At 32.1% G+C, this 16,918-nt stretch carries 15 protein-coding genes; 6 read left to right on the top strand and 9 right to left on the bottom strand.

All coding sequences use genetic code 11. From position 1 onward, the window contains the following. Window position 1: 1 nt before the first annotated feature. The 9 genes from ACVCZW_RS08300 to tsaD all read right to left on the bottom strand — a co-directional run bounded on the left by ACVCZW_RS08300 (window position 2) and on the right by tsaD (window position 7,000). Window positions 2-1,090, bottom strand: coding sequence for an AI-2E family transporter (locus ACVCZW_RS08300; RefSeq protein ID WP_452232138.1), 1,089 nt, complete (start codon window positions 1,088-1,090; stop codon window positions 2-4). Between the two features lie 187 nt (window positions 1,091-1,277). Further along, window positions 1,278-1,796, bottom strand: a complete 519-nt coding sequence (locus ACVCZW_RS08305) for a TrmH family RNA methyltransferase (protein ID WP_452232139.1) — start codon at window positions 1,794-1,796, stop codon at window positions 1,278-1,280. Between the two features lie 34 nt (window positions 1,797-1,830). Further along, a complete protein-coding gene (locus ACVCZW_RS08310) occupies window positions 1,831-3,009 on the bottom strand; it encodes an MFS transporter (RefSeq protein WP_452231210.1) in 1,179 nt (392 codons plus the stop codon). 98 nt (window positions 3,010-3,107) lie between these two features. After that, entirely contained in the window at window positions 3,108-3,749 is a 642-nt protein-coding gene (locus tag ACVCZW_RS08315; protein ID WP_452231209.1) for a DUF4159 domain-containing protein, read from the bottom strand. Window positions 3,750-3,760: 11 nt separating this feature from the next. Beyond that, window positions 3,761-4,468, bottom strand: coding sequence for a 16S rRNA (uracil(1498)-N(3))-methyltransferase (locus ACVCZW_RS08320; RefSeq protein WP_452231208.1), 708 nt, complete (start codon window positions 4,466-4,468; stop codon window positions 3,761-3,763). A gap of 78 nt (window positions 4,469-4,546) precedes the next feature. Further along, window positions 4,547-4,756, bottom strand: coding sequence for a hypothetical protein (locus ACVCZW_RS08325; protein ID WP_452231207.1), 210 nt, complete (start codon window positions 4,754-4,756; stop codon window positions 4,547-4,549). A 144-nt stretch (window positions 4,757-4,900) separates the two neighbouring features. Beyond that, a complete protein-coding gene (locus ACVCZW_RS08330; protein ID WP_452231206.1) occupies window positions 4,901-5,524 on the bottom strand; it encodes a peptidylprolyl isomerase in 624 nt (207 codons plus the stop codon). 111 nt (window positions 5,525-5,635) lie between these two features. Continuing rightward, window positions 5,636-5,962, bottom strand: a complete 327-nt coding sequence (locus ACVCZW_RS08335; protein WP_452232140.1) for a TfoX/Sxy family protein — start codon at window positions 5,960-5,962, stop codon at window positions 5,636-5,638. Between the two features lie 15 nt (window positions 5,963-5,977). Then, the gene (gene tsaD, locus ACVCZW_RS08340) at window positions 5,978-7,000 is read right to left on the bottom strand and encodes a tRNA (adenosine(37)-N6)-threonylcarbamoyltransferase complex transferase subunit TsaD (RefSeq protein WP_452231204.1); all 1,023 of its coding nucleotides are present in this window, start codon (window positions 6,998-7,000) and stop codon (window positions 5,978-5,980) included. Window positions 7,001-7,102: 102 nt separating this feature from the next. Here tsaD and ACVCZW_RS08345 point away from each other — a divergent pair, with 102 nt between their 5' ends. From ACVCZW_RS08345 to ACVCZW_RS08370, 6 genes are all read left to right on the top strand, one after another. Then, entirely contained in the window at window positions 7,103-11,506 is a 4,404-nt protein-coding gene (locus ACVCZW_RS08345; protein WP_452232141.1) for a translocation/assembly module TamB domain-containing protein, read from the top strand. 154 nt (window positions 11,507-11,660) lie between these two features. Next, complete coding sequence (pfkA, locus tag ACVCZW_RS08350) at window positions 11,661-12,647, top strand: 6-phosphofructokinase (protein ID WP_452231202.1); 987 nt, start codon at window positions 11,661-11,663, stop codon at window positions 12,645-12,647. Between the two features lie 60 nt (window positions 12,648-12,707). Next, window positions 12,708-13,709: a type I glyceraldehyde-3-phosphate dehydrogenase gene (gene gap, locus ACVCZW_RS08355; RefSeq protein WP_452231201.1), complete on the top strand. Its 1,002-nt coding sequence runs from the start codon at window positions 12,708-12,710 to the stop codon at window positions 13,707-13,709. A 58-nt stretch (window positions 13,710-13,767) separates the two neighbouring features. Further along, window positions 13,768-14,631, top strand: coding sequence for an N-acetylglucosamine kinase (locus ACVCZW_RS08360; protein ID WP_452231200.1), 864 nt, complete (start codon window positions 13,768-13,770; stop codon window positions 14,629-14,631). Next, complete coding sequence (locus ACVCZW_RS08365) at window positions 14,631-14,999, top strand: methylglyoxal synthase (protein ID WP_452231199.1); 369 nt, start codon at window positions 14,631-14,633, stop codon at window positions 14,997-14,999. Before ACVCZW_RS08360 ends, ACVCZW_RS08365 begins: the two co-directional genes overlap by 1 nt. Before the next feature lie 33 nt (window positions 15,000-15,032). Beyond that, on the top strand, window positions 15,033-16,748 hold the full coding sequence (locus ACVCZW_RS08370; RefSeq protein WP_452232142.1) for a phytoene desaturase family protein: 1,716 nt from the start codon (window positions 15,033-15,035) through the stop codon (window positions 16,746-16,748). Window positions 16,749-16,918: the final 170 nt, after the last annotated feature.

Genomic DNA, 16,918 nt, shown 5'->3' on the forward strand with positions numbered 1-16,918 from the left:
ATTATAAATTTTTAGTAAGTTTTTTTACAATCTTATTTTCAGATAAAAACTCTTTTAAAATTACTTTAATCGCTGTGTAGGCCGGAACAGCAACAATAAGACCAACAATACCAAATAAGATTCCAGCAATAAGTATTACCAAAAATATTTCTAGTGGATGCGATTTTACACTTTTAGAAAATATTACGGGCTGACTAATAAAATTATCAACTAGCTGACCAATGGCAAATACAATAAATACCCAAAATGTTTTTGGTAAAACGACATCTCTAAAACTTTCGCCAAGACTACTTGTCATCGTTAATGTTAGCATTAAAAATGCACCAATTAGCGGCCCAACATAAGGTATTAAGTTTAATAGGGCACACATAAAAGCAATGACAATCGCATTTTCTACACCAATAATCATTAAACCAATAGTGTAAATAATAAAGAGAATTAGTATCTGAAAGATTAAACCAATAAAGTACCTAGATAGTAAGTCTTTAATTTTGACCGTGGAGCTTGCCCAACGCGATTCGTTGCCAGATGGAATAAAAGTTAGAATCCCATTTTCAAAGAGTTTGCTGTCTTTTAAAAAGAAAAAAGAGATAAATAAAACTGAAAATAAACCTATACTAAAACTTCCTAATCCACTAATTAAAGAGTTTAGAAAATTCGGAATTAATGAATAATCGATCTTAGATAGTAGGTTAGAACTTTTTATAGATTGCTCTACATCTATATTATTTATTTGAAAATAAGCAATTGCTTCACCATATAAATCTTCTATATTACCTTGTAATTGATCAATATCTAAAAGTGCTAAATTATGTCCTTGTTCTACAATTAAAGGAATAAATAAACGTACCAATCCGAAGAGTAATCCAAGTAAAACAAACATGGTTACAATTACTGCAAGCGTATTTTTAAACTTAAGTCTTCTTCTTAAAAATAAAATAATAGGTCTTCCAATTAATGAAATTACTGCAGCAATTGCGATATAAACAATTACAGATTGTATTTTAAATAGAAAAAATAGGATTAAAAGAATACCTATAATAATTCCTAGTGCTTTTAAAATACCATTAGATATTTGGTTTGATGTCATACTGTAAATATAAATAATTCCTGTCAAGACAAGAATCTCATTATTGTTTTATTAATTATATAGTAAAAATTTCAAGACACGATTTTACGAACTAAACGAATTTTTTAAAAATCTAAAGATTTTTCGACTTGTAAAATTGCTGTCAAAAAAAGAGAATTGTAAAGCGTAACGCGCTTCACCCACTATTTTAGAGATTTCTGCTTTCGTAGGATAGTTGTTTTGTCATTTCGTATAAAGCTATAGTCGTTGCTTGTACTACATTCATGCTACTATTTTGCCCAAACATATCAATATGAATTATGGCATCACACTGTTTTAAAATGTCTTGTGAAACGCCAAAATTTTCGTCTCCAATAATAAGTGCAATAGGTTTTTCTTTAGGAAAAGTGGAGGAATGTATGGATGTGCTTTCGCTAGTTATTTCTAATGCTACAATATGATACCCTTTTTTTTTGTACTGGGTAACTACTTCGGAAGCATTTTCTTGCACTTCATAATTTACTACTTTTTCAGTAGCACGAGACGTTTTTGTCATTTTTCTTCCTAACGGAATCTGTTCCCCACAAAACACCATTTTTTCGATTCCAAAAGCATCTGCTGTTCTAAACAGGCTTCCAATATTGGGTGCATTGGTTACGTTTTCACAAATAATGATTATTGGGAACGTACGTTTGGTAAAGTTGGTGTTGTAGTGTGTTAGTTGCATTTGTTTGGTATGAAATATAATTTACGCGAATATATTATAATTTAAAGGTCTTTTTCTTCTGCAACATAATCAAACCAAAAATAGGTCCTATTGCCAAAATAGTAAATATGTTATTAGAGTCCGTTATTTCTAGCATTCTAGAAAGAATCTGAATACTGACTATCGTTATTGCAAACCCAATACAATTCACAATAGTAAGTGCAGTCCCTTTAATTTCTGGTGCTGCATTTTGTGCTATTAGGGTGGATAGAAGCGGAGAGTCTGCAATGACGACCATTCCCCAAAAAATTAGAAATCCAATAAATACATATTCAAAAGCACTAGTAAATAGTAATGGTGAAATTAAACAGCATATACAAGATAGAAGTAGTGCTATAAAAGCAGTTTTTTTGGTTCCTTTAACTTGTGCAATATAACCAGCAAGTACACAAGCAAAACCACCTATTCCTATGATTACAAAAGATAAGATAGGAATGTTGAATAGTACTTGAGGATGCGCTTCACTATACTTTTTTAATAAGATTGGTACAAATGTCCAAAATGCATATAATTCCCACATGTGTCCAAAATAACCGAAGGCAACAAAGCGGAATTCCTTATTTTTAAATACACCTAAAAATACGGATAAATCTGTTTTCTGACTAGCCTTTCGGTAAGGTCCGCTAGGAACCAAAAACAGCATTAATAAGCCACCTAATAACGCAAGGGATGAAGTTGCAAGTATTACATATCTCCATGGAAAAGAATGCGTTATTTCTTTTAATAAATGCGGAAAAGCAGTTCCTAAAACTAATGCGCCAACTAAAAAACCAAGAGATTTTCCAAGTCCTTTTTGATAGTAATCTGCAGCGATTTTCATTCCTACAGGATAGATTCCTGCAAGAAAAAAACCAGTACAAAAACGAAGGATCAATAAACTGGCTAAATTGTTAGCTGAATAGATTACTCCTAAGTTAAAAAGAGAACCCAGTACGGCACTTACAAAAAACACTTTAGATGGTGAAAACCGATCTGCAATAGTTAAAATAGCGAAAATAAGTGTGCCAATAATAAAACCAAATTGGACGGCAGAAGTTAAGTGGCCTAAAGCATTTGCTTTTAGATTGAAATTTAATACCAAATCGGTAATGATGCTATTTCCTGCAAACCAAAGAGAAGTACAGCAAAACTGAGATATTACAATTATAGGTAGTATTAATTTGGAGGCTTTCATTTAAGTAATATTCAATAAAATCTATACATAAGGTAGACTACTTTACTTATAATAACTTACAGTTTCAAACTCGATTTGGATATGTTACGTGTTGTATATTAATTACTAAAAGCATACTTTATAATATTCGCTCCCATTTGCAGTGCTTTTTCTCTCACATCTGCAGGATCGTTATGTACCGCAGGATCTTCCCAGCCATCGCCTAAATCGCTTTCATACGTAAATAATAGTACTAATCTGTTTTCATGAAATAAACCAAAAGCTTGCGGTCTTTTACCTTCATGCTCATGAATTTTTGGTAATCCTTTTGGGAATTTATAAGCAATATTAAATATTTCATGGTTTGCCGGAAGTTCTACCAATTCCTGATTTGGAAATATTTTTTTTAATTCTTTAACAAGGTAGGGTTGCATACCATAATTATCATCTATATGTAAAAAACCTCCAGAAGTTAAGTAGTTCTTTAGGTTTTCGGCTTCGGCTTCGCTAAAAAAAACATTTCCATGACCTGTCATATGTAAAAACGGAAACTGAAAAATATCGGTACTTCCGGTTTCAACGGTTTCTGGTTTTGCAGTAATTTTTGTTCCAATATTATTATTGCAGAATACTATTAGGTTTGGTAATGCTGTAGGATTACTATACCAATCGCCACCACCTTTATATTTTAGAATAGCTACTTCTTGCGAAAAAGAAGCAAAAGTAAAGAGCGAAAAGAGAAAAGAGAAAAGTAATTTCATAAAAATAATTATTAAGCTTCATTTACAAAAGCTACAGAATGACATGCAACAATTGCAGCCGTTTCTGTACGTAATCTGGTTTCTCCCAAAGTTACAGGAATAAATTTATGCTGTATTGCAATTTCTATTTCTTTAACAGAAAAATCACCTTCCGGACCAATTAGAATGGTAATATCTTGTTTGGGGTTTAGTTCATTTTTAAGCGATTTTCTATCTGTTTCTTCACAATGTGCAATAAATAAATCACCCGAAAAGTCTTGTTTTATAAAGTCTTTAAACCCTATTGCAGGATTTAATTTTGGTACGTAACAACTAAGCGATTGCTTGGTGGCCGATTGTATTATTTTTTCAAAACGTTCTGGCTTAATAATTTTACGTTCGCTATGATCGCAAATAATAGGAGTGATGCTATCTATGCCAATTTCGGTTGCTTTTTCTAAAAACCACTCATAACGATCATTCATTTTTGTTGGAGCAACAGCAAGGTGAAGGTTATAGTTTTTTTTAGCTTGTAATTTTTTATCCATAATACGTACAACACAATTTTTAATATCTGCAATGGTAATTTGTGCCGTAAACAGCCAGCCTTTTCCGTTCGTAATTTGAAGGGTTTGGTCTACCGATTTACGAAGCACTTTTACAATATGCTTACTTTCCTCTTTATTAAAAGAGAATTCTGTGGTGTTTTCTGTGATGTCTGGATTATAGAATAATTGCATATAGCGAAGATAAAAACTTGTAACCATATGCAAAAAAAAAGAGCCTTAATTTTAAAGCTCTTTTTTTGTTTTTAGAAATTAGTTTGCACAACCACCAATTAAGTCGCCATGTGCAAGATGCGCACGAAGTGCATTTACACTAACTGTTATATCGTGAATATTTGAAGGATTCCCAGGAGGAATATGACAAATAGTTACTTTTTCATTTAGTGCTTGGTTTTCAGTAGAACTACTCATAGATAGAACGCTTACAAAAGCTACGGATAAAATTAAATAGATTTTTTTCATAATTAGTTTGATATTATAGCATTAATAGTATAACCAATTTATTAAATATTTTGTGAGCTAAGAAAAATATTAGACAAACAGTATAAAAAATCTATAACTCAAAATGTAGTGTAAAAAAAAACGACCAATAGCAGGTAGTCGTACTTATTTTAAAGGTTCTACAATTTTTAAGACTTTTACTTCTTGAATTTCTTTGGGGTCAAAGGTTTTTAAAACCACATAATACCATTGATTTTGTACAATATCGATTGTGAAAACATCTCCGATTTTATAAATACTATCCGCAATTTCAGCTTCAAAAGTTGGATGTGTCACTCCTTCTGCAAACCAGCCTAAATCTCCTCCATGATTTGCATTATCATCCATAGAATACTGCTTCGCTAATTGGCTAAAAGGTGTTCCTTCTTTATATTTTTTAAGTATTTTGTCTCTTGTAGCATTAATTTGTGAAATTGTCATTTTTAAACCATCAAAGAAAATATAACTCACTCTATAATTAGTGGTTGTCACTTTTTCTATGACTTTATATTTTGTTTTTTCTGTGTCATTTTTTACAATAGCTCTTCCGCTTTTATAAAGTTCTAAAGCTAATCCTGTTTGGTGCTTAGCTTCATTAAACGTAACGATTTTATTCTTTTTAGATTTGTTTTCTTTAAGGTATTCTTTTGCTTCTTCGATGTTTACAATAGAGTCAAAATCTTTGACTTGTGCATCTTGAGCAGAAATAGTAATGGAAAATAATAATGCGACTAGTACTAATTTATTCATTTGTATATGGGGATTTAAGCTTATCTAGCAAAAAAACAAAATTTATAGATTATATGAAGGGTTTTTTATAAGGTTATTAACAGAAATTTCAACATCGTACCTAAATACACATTATAATTTGCTCTTTGCGTGTTCTAATCCTAATTCGATGTACTGCAAGAGTTGTGTTTCCGTTTTAATACCTTCTATAGAGACATAAATAAATTCTTTTATTGGTTTTTTGGTAAAATCCATTGGTCTTACAAAGTCTTTCGCTAATTCCATTTCTATTTTATCGGAAATAATTCGAACCATCAAATCCTCTTTCATAACACCAATAGTCATTTTTCCTTCATATAAAAAGGAAACTCCGCCAAACATTTTCTTTTCTGTAAATACTTCCGAATAATAACGAAGTTGTTCTCTAATTCTGTTTGCTAATTGCTCATTAAAAGCCATAGATTGTCTTTTGTATTATATCTTCAATCGGGAAGAAGCAGTAACATCTTGAGCGGAAAAATCACTTTCCAAATATTTTAAATACCCAACAATACCAATCATTGCGGCATTATCTGTGGTGAATTCAAATTTAGGAACATAGGTAGTCCATCCAAATTTTTGCTCGCCATTTTTCAACGCTTCTCGTATTCCTGTATTAGCAGAAACACCTCCACCAATAGCAATATGATTAATGCCAGTTTCTTTGGTCGCAAGCTTTAATTTATCTATTAAAATTCCTATAATAGTGTATTGAATAGAAGCACAAATATCATTTAAGTTCTCTTCAATAAAATTAGGATTTATTTTTACTTGTTTCTGTATAAAGTAAAGAATTGCAGTTTTTAATCCAGAAAAGCTAAAGTTTAAGCCTGCTACTTTAGGCTTTGTAAATGGAAAAGCTTTAGGGTTTCCTAATTTAGCGCGTCTGTCCATTTCTGGTCCTGCAGGATAGCCAAGACCTAGAATTTTTCCGCTTTTATCGAAAGCTTCACCAACAGCATCATCTATAGTTTCTCCAATAACTTCCATTTCAAAGTAATTGGAAACCTTTACAATTTGTGTATGTCCGCCAGAAATAGTCATCCCCAAAAACGGAAAAGGAGGTTTACTAAATCCTGCTTCGTCAATAAAATGGGCTAAAATATGCGCTTGCATATGGTTCACTTCTATTAACGGAATATCTAATCCGAAAGCTAATGATTTGGCAAAAGAAGTACCAACAAGTAACGAACCCATTAGTCCGGGACCTCTTGTAAATGCAATAGCATGAAGCATTTCTTTTTTTATTCCAGCTTTTTCAATGGCTTGATGCACAACAGGAACAATATTTTGTTGGTGCGCTCTAGAAGCTAATTCAGGAACTACACCACCATATTCTTCGTGTATTTTCTGACTTGCAACAATATTACTTAAAACCTTGCCGTTTAGCAAGATAGAAGCTGCTGTATCATCGCAAGAGGACTCAATTGCAAGTATGTAAATATTTTGTGTAGACATTAGTAAATATTAGGCACAATAATTGTTAATTTTGACTTCAAAGTTATAACTTTAAAACGTATCAAAAAATTTTTAAAAATAGCATCCAAAATTGTAGCAGTCTTGCTACTGCTTTTCATCATATTGGTGTTGGTACTTTCTATTCCTGCAGTGCAAACTAGACTTGGTAAAATTGCTACCAATTGGTTAAATACGGAATACGGCACAAATATTAACATTAATAGAGTAGGTCTCCAATTTAATGGGGATGTGGAACTTAAAGAAATTCTGATACGAGATTATAAAAAAGATACACTTATTAGCGCCGTAGAATTGAATACTTCTATTTTAAATTTTAATAATCTTATCAATAGTAAACTTGCTTTTGGAGATATAGATTTAGAAGGTTTGATTTTTAATATTAAAACCTATAAAGGGGAAGAAAACACAAACCTTGATGTTTTTGTTGCCCGTTTTGATGAAGATAATCCAAGAAAAAAGGAAAATACCTTTTTAATGTCTTCTAGTGATATTTCTATTTATGACGGTACGTTTCGGCTTATTGATGAAAATAAAGAAACCCCAAAAATTTTAGAATTTAGTGCCATTGATATTAATGCTACTAATTTTTTAATTAATGGACCAAATGTAAGTACTAGAATAAATACACTTGTATTTAAGGATAGTCGTGGTTTAGTGATGAAAAACCTCTCTTCAGATTTTACATATACGCTGGAAGATATCACGCTTGCTAATTTAAAACTGAAAACAACAAACTCTTCTTTACAAGGGGATTTGAAGTTTTCGTATAAAAGAGAAGATTTTTCTGACTTTACCAACAAAGTAAATGTAGATGCTAATTTTACAAAGGCTAGTGTAGCTTTAGATGAATTAAACGCGTTTTATAATGAATTTGGTATTGGTCAACGAGCAGATTTTAATGCGAAAATTTCTGGAACATTAAATGATTTGAATGTTGATAATTTAAATCTAACTACAAATTCCAGAACAAAAATTTATGGTGATATAAATTTTAAAAATTTATTTAATGCTGCAGATGATAATTTTTCTATGGACGGAAAATTTGAAAACCTTTCTTCTAATTATAAGTCCTTAAAAGCATTATTACCAAATGTGCTTGGTGAAGCTATTCCTTCGGTTTTTGATAAACTAGGAAATTTTAATATTAAAGGGACAACCTATATTACAACGTCTACAATAAAAGCAGATCTTAAAATAGATACCGATTTAGGTTATTTGGTTTCTAATTTAGAAATGAAAAAAATAAATGACATCGATAATGCTACCTATAAGGGAAACATTATTTTCGATGATTTTGATATTGGTGCTTTTTTGAATGATCCTAACTTAAAAAAAGCTTCCTTAAATTTAGATGTAGATGGAAAAGGTTTCACAAAAGAAAACCTAAATACACAAGTAGAAGGAGATATTTATTCTATAAATTATAACGAATACATATATCAAAACATTCTTATTTCTGGTAATTTAAAAGATAAGGTATTTAATGGTAAAGTAGATTCACAAGACAAAAACTTAAAGCTTAAATTTAATGGTTTAGCCGATTTTTCGCAAGAAATTAACAAGTTTGATTTTGTAGCCAATGTCGATTATGCAAATCTTAAAGCGCTAAACTTTATTAAAAAAGACAGTATGTCGGTGTTTAAGGGAATTGTAGATATGAAAATGGAAGGTACAACCTTAGACAATGCCGTTGGAAGTATACAATTTAATAAAACCTATTATCAAAATGAAAACGATGAGTATTTCTTTGATGATTTTTCTGTAGAATCTTCCTTTCAAGATACGGTGAGATATATAAATGTAAACTCTCCCGATATTATTGAAGGACAAATGAGTGGCGTCTTTCTTGTAGATGATATAGACGAACTCTTTATTAATGCTATTGGTAGTTTGTATACTAAATATAGTCCTTACGAGGTTTCTACAAATCAATACATAGACTTTAACTTTAAGATTTATAATAAGATTATAGAGGTTTTCTTGCCAGAATTAAAACTCGGTAAAAATACCTTTGTAAAAGGAAGAGTAGAAAGCGACGAAAAAGAATTTAAACTTACTTTTAAATCGCCTAAAATAGAATGGCTGGATTACTTTGCAAATGCTATTGAACTGCAAGTAGATAATAAAAATCCGTTATTTAATACCTATGTAGAAGTAGATAGTTTGCATACAGATATATATAATATTTCAAAGTTTAACCTCATTAATGTAACTATTAATGATACGCTTTTTATGCGTTCCGAATTTAAAGGAGGAAAAACAAATAACGATTTATACGACCTAAGTTTCTATCATACTAAAAACGAAGCAAATCAATCTATCGTAGGTTTTAAAAAATCGGATGTAACTTTTAAAGGAAACAAATGGTACATTAATGAAAATAGAGATAATTTCAATAAAGTAACTTTTGATCCTAATTTTGAAAACTTCCAGCTCGATCAATTTGTGCTGAACCATAATGACGAAGAAATTCGACTTTCCGGAATAATAAATGGCCAAAATAATAAAGATTTAAAACTGAATTTTAAGAATGTATTTTTAGACAAAATAACGCCAGATATTAATGATTTAAGTTTAAAAGGATTAGTAAATGGTAAGCTAGATTTAGTACAAAAAAATGGAAACTACCTACCGGAATCTACTATAACTATTGATGATTTAGAAGTAAACGATTTAATTTTAGGCTCTTTTGATGCCAATATAAAAGGAAACCAGTCGCTAACCAATTACACTATAAATGCAAGCATTAAAGACGATGTAAAAAAATCTTTTAGCGCTATGGGTGATATAGATGTATCCTCAGGATCCTCCAATATAGATGTAGCATTAATTTTTAATCAATTTAATTTACAACCATTAAACCCTTTTCTAGAGGAAGTTTTAAGAGATGTTAGAGGTTTAGCAACAGGAAGAGTACAAGTGTCTGGAGACTTAACCAAACCAAGTATAGATGGTCAATTAGCTTTAGATAAAGGAGGTTTAGGGATTCCTGAATTAAATGTAGATTATAGTTTTGCCGATAAATCTTCGGTCACTTTAAATAACCAGACCTTTAGATTTAATAATATAGATATAACAGATACCGTTTATAATACAAAAGCGGTTTTAGACGGAAGATTAAGTCATGTAAACTTTGGAGATTGGAGTATGAATTTAAATTTGGAAACAGACAGGCTGCTGGTTTTAAATACTACAGAAGATGAAGACCGATTATATTACGGAACAGGATTTATTGGTGGCACTGCAAATATTTCTGGTCCAGCAAACCAATTAAGAATAAACGTAATTGGAGCAACCAAAAAAGGAACTGTCTTTGTAATTCCGTTAACAGATAATGAATCCTTTGGAGATAACTCCTATATACATTTCCTTTCCCCGGAAGAAAAACAAGCGAAATTAGAAGGGAAAGATATTACAACCGATGATATTTCAGGATTGGAATTAGATTTCGATTTAGATGTAACGCAAGATGCAGAAATTGAAATTGTAATGGACAAAGAAAGTGGAAGTACCATTAGAGGTCGTGGTGAAGGTGGTTTGCTAGTAGAAATTAATACCAATGGTAAATTTAATATGTATGGGGATTTTTCTGTATTCGACGGAACCTATAAATTTCGATATGGCGGAATTATTCAGAAAGATTTTACCGTAGTTCCTGGTGGTACACTTGCCTGGGATGGATCGCCACTAAAAGCAAGAATCGATATAGAAGCTATTTATAAAACACAAGCAAATCCATCTCCTTTATTAGATTCCCCAATAAACAGACGTATTCCTGTTATTTTAAAAATAGCATTAACGGGCGAACTAGAAAAACCCGAACCAGACTATAATTTCGAGTTTCCTAATTTAAGTTCTACAGTAAAATCGGAGTTAGACTATAGATTAGAATCTAAAGATGATAGAAGTAATCAAGCTATTTATTTGTTAGCAACAGGATCCTTCTCTAGTAGTTTAAGCGAACTTAATGTAAATGGAACCATTGAAGAACGAATTAACGGTATTATAAATGGTTTACTTTCTGATGGAGATAATAAACTGCAAGTCGGTTTAAATGTAGAACTTGGTGAAAACACACCAGATTATCAATCGGATGATAGGCTAGGAGTAACCCTTCAAACCAATATTAGCGACCGTATTCGTATAAACGGTAAAGTTGGTGTACCAATTGGTGGTATTAGCCAAACAGCAGTGGCTGGAGATGTGCAAATAGATTTTCTTCTAAATGAAGAAGGCACATTTACGGCGAACGTTTTTAATAGAGAAAATAGTATTAGAAACTTTGGTGAAGAAATTGGATACACACAAGGACTTGGTATTGCGTATAATGTAGATTTTGATACTTTCTCCGAACTTCTTCAAATTATCTTTAAAGGAAAGAAGAAAATAAACGAAGAAAAAGAGGAAGAAGAGGCCAAACAAAAAGAAGCAAATGCTTTACCAAATTATGTTGGTTTCAAAAAGAAAAAAGACTCCCTAAATTAACTTTTTTATTAGATTTTACTTCTAAAAACAAAATACTTCACATTTAATTTATCAACTAAAACGTTATAGTTTCAACATTGTGTTAAATTATCACGAAAGCTTCCTTTTTTGTTAAATTTCTTTATTAGCTTTACTAAATAATAGATGAAAAATAATGGCAAAAACCATAAAAAGAATTGGTGTTATGACCTCTGGAGGAGATTCTCCAGGAATGAATGCTGCAATACGGTCTGTAGTAAGAGCATGTGCTTATCATAATATAGAATGCTTCGGTATTTATAGAGGATATGAAGGTATGATTGAAGGCGATTTTATTGATATGAATGCACGTAGTGTAAAAGGCATTATTAATAAAGGAGGAACTATTTTAAAATCTGCACGATCTAAAGAATTTAGAACTAAAGAAGGAAGAGCAAAAGCACACGAGCAATTAGTAAAAGCTGGTATTGATGCTTTTGTTGTCATTGGTGGAGATGGTAGTTTTACGGGAGCAATGATCTTTAACCAAGAATTTAATTTCCCAGTAATGGGTATTCCAGGAACTATCGATAATGATATTTTTGGTACCACACATACTTTAGGATACGATACTGCATTAAATACGGTAGTAGAAGTAATCGATAAAATTAGGGATACAGCAAGTTCACACAACCGCTTATTCTTTGTAGAAGTAATGGGGCGTGATGTTGGGCATATTGCCTTAAATGTAGGTATTGGCGCTGGAGCGGAAGAAATTTTAATTCCGGAAGAAGACTTAGGTTTAGATAGACTTCTAGAATCTTTAAGACGAAGTAAAGCATCTGGAAAATCTTCCAGTATTGTGGTGGTTGCCGAAGGCGATAAAATAGGGAAAAGTGTTTTCGAACTGAAAGACTACGTCGAAGAAAACATGACTGAATATGAAGTTCGCGTTTCTGTTTTAGGACATATGCAACGTGGTGGAGCACCTTCTTGCTTTGATCGCGTTTTAGCAAGTAGAATGGGAGTGAAAGCAGTAGAAAGCTTACTAGAAGGTGAAAGTAATTACATGGTTGGCCTTCAAAATGATGTTATAGATTTAACGCCATTTGACCAAGCAGTAAAAGGAAAATCAAAAATTAACATGGAACTCCTGAGAGTATCAGATATCATGTCAGTATAAAATTAAATATCAATTAAACGTGTGTCTACTAAAAGACCACATAATACCATTAAATAAATTATGTCAACATTAAAATTAGGAATTAACGGATTTGGAAGAATAGGAAGAATCGTTTTTCGTGCAACTGTTAAAAGAGAAAATGTAGAAGTAGTAGCAATAAACGATTTGCTAGACGTAGATCATTTAGCATACTTATTAGAATATGATTCTGTACACGGTAAATTTGATGGTACTATTGAAGTAAAAGACGGAAACCTTGTTGTAGACGGAAAAACAATTCGTATTACAGCAGAAAGAGATCCTAAAAATTTAAAATGGGATGCTGCAGGAGTAGATGTAGTTGCGGAATGTACAGGTATTTTTACCACTTTAGAAACAGCAGATTACCATATTCAAGCAGGAGCTAAAAAAGTAGTTATTTCTGCACCAAGTAAAGATGCTCCAATGTTTGTAATGGGAGTAAATCATAAAGATGTAACAGCTTCAGATAAAATTGTATCTAACGCATCTTGTACTACTAACTGTTTAGCACCAATTGCAAAAGTAATGGAAGATAACTTTGGTATTGAAGAAGCTTTAATGACAACTATTCATGCAGCTACTTCTACACAATTTACTGTAGATGCACCATCTAGAAAAAACTATAGATTAGGTCGTTCTGCAATGAACAATATTATACCAACTTCTACAGGAGCAGCAAAAGCAGTAGGGAAAGTAATTCCAGAATTAGACGGAAAAATCACAGGAATGGCTTTTAGAGTACCAACGGTAGATGTATCTGTTGTAGATTTAACAGTGAAAACAAAAAAGAATACTTCTTTAGCAGAAATTAAAGCAGCTATGAAAAAAGCTTCGGAAGGAGAAATGAAAGGTGTTTTAGGATATACGGATGAAATGGTAGTTTCTCAAGATTTTGTAAGTGATGACAGAACTAGTATTTTTGATTCGGAAGCTTCTATCGAATTAAACCCAGGCTTCTTCAAATTAATTTCATGGTATGATAATGAATTTGGATATTCTAACAAATTAGTAGACTTAGCATTACACGTTAATTCACTTTAATTCAAAAAATAAAAAGCTGTTCATAGATTATGAACAGCTTTTTTTTTACTTTTAGCTTATGATATTAATAGTGGATAGTGGTTCTACAAAATGCGATTGGATTGCAGTAGACGAAAAAGGAAACCAATGTTTTGAAAAAGTAAGAACGAAGGGCTTAAACCCAGCAATTCTTACCGAAAAAAAACTAAAGAAAACCATAAAGAGTAACGACATTCTTATGCAACACAAGAAAGATGTAACACATATTTTCTTTTATGGAGCAGGTTGTGGTACAGAAAAACCAAAAATGCTTTTAAAAGGTGTTCTAGAATCTATTTTCAAAAAAGCAACGGTAGAAGTGCAAGAAGATACTATGGCTGCAGTAAGAGCAACTTTAAATAGTAAAGACGAAGCTGCTGTTGTTTGTATTTTAGGAACCGGTTCTAATTGTAGTTATTTTGATGGGGACAAATTACACCAACGTGTAAATTCTTTAGGCTATACGCTTATGGATGATGCTTCTGGAAACTATTATGGCAAACAGTTAATTCGCGATTATTATTTTGGTCACATGCCAGAAGATTTAAGAGTGGCTTTTGCAGGTAAATATAATGTGGAATCCGATTACATAAAATACAATCTGTATAAGCAACCAAATCCAAATGCATATTTGGCAGCTTTTGCAGAGTTTATGTTTTTAAATAAAGAGTCTAAATATATTACAGACTTAATTAAATCAGGAATTCGCGTATTTGCTAAAAATATGATATTTCAGTTTAAAGAGGTATTACCAAAGGTTCCCGTGCATTTTGCAGGTTCTATTGCTTATTTTTCTCAAGATGAAATAAAAGAAGTTGCAAAAGAATTAGGTTTTACGGTTGGTAATTTTGAAAGAAGACCCATTGAAGGTTTACTTAAATATCATGTAAATCATATAAATTAATGGAGATTGCTATTATAGCTCATGATGGAAAAAAAGCAGAAATGGTTCAGTTTCTAAACGAACATAAATCTGTCTTACTTCAAAAACAAATTTCTTTAATTTCTACAGGTACTACTGGGAAAAAAGTAAAAAAAGCTGGTTTTGAAGTTACTAGATTACTTTCAGGTCCTCTTGGTGGAGATGCACAAATTGCTGCTAGAGTTGCAGAAGGTAAATGTGATATGGTTTTGTTTTTTAGAGATCCTTTAGAAAAACATCCACATGAACCAGACGTACTTATGTTAATGCGTTTATGTGATGTACATGACGTTCCCTTAGCTACAAATCCTGCTACTGCAGAATTATTAATAAAAGGAATTATGTTATAAGAATTTTCAAAAATTAGAATTATCTTGTAACGCATGAAAAATGATTCTTCCTCAGAAAAAGTAAATAAAAATAATTACGATACTATTATTATAGGCTCCGGAGTTGGAGGCTTAACATCTGCTATTTGTTTAGCACGTGCAGGACAAAAAGTTTTAGTCCTAGAGCAACACGATGTTCCTGGTGGTTGGTGTCACAGTTTCTACTTAAATGGCTACAGATTTACGCCAGGTGTCCACTATGTAGGTTTAATGAGTCCGGGAGAATCCTCCAATCAATTATATTCCGGTTTAGGTATTGCAAACGATATCGGTTTTTATAGAATGAATCCGAAAGGATTTGATCATTGTTGGATTGGCGAAGAACGCTTCAACTATAATGCAAATTGGGAAGAATTTGAGCAAGATCTAATTGCCCGTTTTCCACACGAAAAAAAAGGAATCATCAAGTACTTAAAGTTGATTCGTAATGTAGGTAGACAACTACAGCTAATTCCAAAAGTAAAAGGTTTATGGCAACAGTTAACCATTCCTTTCCGTACCAAACACATGGGGAAATATTCTCCATTTACACTAAAACGTGTCATTAATTGGCATGTGAAAGATCCGCTACTACAAAATATTTTAAACATTCAGTTTGGTAACCACGGATTACCTCCAGGAAAAGCTAGCTTTATCATGCATGCAGCCATTATGTGTCATTATGCTGAGGGCGGATTTTACCCAATGGGTGGAGGTGGCGCTTTAGTAAAAGCAATGACCAATAAAATAAAGTCCTTTGATGGAAAAATTCAAACAAGCACTTCGGTAAAACGTATTTTGTTAGAAGAAGGTGAAAAAAACAAAAAAGCGGTTGGTGTCGAATTAGCTTCCGGAGAAAAGATATATGCAGATCGCGTGATATCAAATGCCGATCCAGGAATCACTTACCTTAATCTTATTGGTAAAGAACATTTAAGTACTAAACTTTTAAAGAAATTAAATAAGACGACGTATTCTTGTACTTCATTAATGCTGTTTTTAACCGTAGATATGGATGTAAAAAAAGCAGGTTTAGATTCTGGAAATATTTGGAGAATACCAAACCAGAATATGGATGATTCTTATGCAGATATGCAGAAAAAAAACATTCTGGATGGCGAAGAGTTTTCAGGAATGTTTATAAGCTGTACTTCCTTAAAAGATCCTATCAGTTTTGATGGACGTTACCACACTATTGAAGCTATAACCTATATTCATTATGATGCTTTTGAAGCATTTAAAAATGAAGATGTAGAACGCTCCTCAGAATACGTAGCATTTAAAGAACAAATTATTCAGAAGTTTTTAGTCACTTTAGAAAAAGTGCTTCCTGGTATTACTCCAAAAATTGTACACCAAGATTTGGGAACACCAATGACCAATGAGTATTATATTAATTCTACCGAAGGAAGTGTTTACGGAACAGAAAAAAGCCTACGACATATTGGGCCTTTCTCTTATAAACCAAAAAGTGAAATAGAAAATTTATACATGTGTGGTGCATCTATTGCAGCACATGGAGTAACTGGAGCAGGTTATTCAGGTGTGCAAACAGCAGCGACTATTTTGGGTTGCCAACAAGACGATTTATTACAAGAAGATACTACACAAGAACTTCGAATTTTTGAAGCGGAAGATGCTTCTAACTATCCGGAATGGATGCTTAAAAAGATGGAAGTTAAGAAATTGCGATTGGCAAAAAATGATGTGTTTGCGGACGCAGATAAATAATTGTTATTTATAAAATAGCTTCGCATTTTAGGTCAAACTCTCCGGATTTTCTAAAGAAAATCCACCTCTCTTTAGCTAAAGAGAGGAGCGGGTACTAACTTTGTGATACCTGCGCTACTTTTAGTTTGTTTTTTAAATGAAATAGAAGAATGCGGTGTTTGTTATGTACT

This window comes from Lacinutrix sp. MEBiC02595, assembly GCF_053601555.1.

Excerpts from the sequence above, each read along its gene's own strand:
- ACVCZW_RS08300 (WP_452232138.1), bottom strand. The coding sequence starts at position 1,090 with ATGACATCAAACCAAATATCTAATGGTATTTTAAAAGCACTAGGAATT.
- ACVCZW_RS08305 (WP_452232139.1), bottom strand. The coding sequence starts at position 1,796 with ATGCAACTAACACACTACAACACCAACTTTACCAAACGTACGTTCCCA.
- ACVCZW_RS08310 (WP_452231210.1), bottom strand. The coding sequence starts at position 3,009 with ATGAAAGCCTCCAAATTAATACTACCTATAATTGTAATATCTCAGTTT.
- ACVCZW_RS08315 (WP_452231209.1), bottom strand. The coding sequence starts at position 3,749 with ATGAAATTACTTTTCTCTTTTCTCTTTTCGCTCTTTACTTTTGCTTCT.
- ACVCZW_RS08320 (WP_452231208.1), bottom strand. The coding sequence starts at position 4,468 with ATGCAATTATTCTATAATCCAGACATCACAGAAAACACCACAGAATTC.
- ACVCZW_RS08325 (WP_452231207.1), bottom strand. The coding sequence starts at position 4,756 with ATGAAAAAAATCTATTTAATTTTATCCGTAGCTTTTGTAAGCGTTCTA.
- ACVCZW_RS08330 (WP_452231206.1), bottom strand. The coding sequence starts at position 5,524 with ATGAATAAATTAGTACTAGTCGCATTATTATTTTCCATTACTATTTCT.
- ACVCZW_RS08335 (WP_452232140.1), bottom strand. The coding sequence starts at position 5,962 with ATGGCTTTTAATGAGCAATTAGCAAACAGAATTAGAGAACAACTTCGT.
- tsaD (WP_452231204.1), bottom strand. The coding sequence starts at position 7,000 with ATGTCTACACAAAATATTTACATACTTGCAATTGAGTCCTCTTGCGAT.
- pfkA (WP_452231202.1), top strand. The coding sequence starts at position 11,661 with ATGGCAAAAACCATAAAAAGAATTGGTGTTATGACCTCTGGAGGAGAT.
- gap (WP_452231201.1), top strand. The coding sequence starts at position 12,708 with ATGTCAACATTAAAATTAGGAATTAACGGATTTGGAAGAATAGGAAGA.
- ACVCZW_RS08360 (WP_452231200.1), top strand. The coding sequence starts at position 13,768 with ATGATATTAATAGTGGATAGTGGTTCTACAAAATGCGATTGGATTGCA.
- ACVCZW_RS08365 (WP_452231199.1), top strand. The coding sequence starts at position 14,631 with ATGGAGATTGCTATTATAGCTCATGATGGAAAAAAAGCAGAAATGGTT.
- ACVCZW_RS08370 (WP_452232142.1), top strand. The coding sequence starts at position 15,033 with ATGAAAAATGATTCTTCCTCAGAAAAAGTAAATAAAAATAATTACGAT.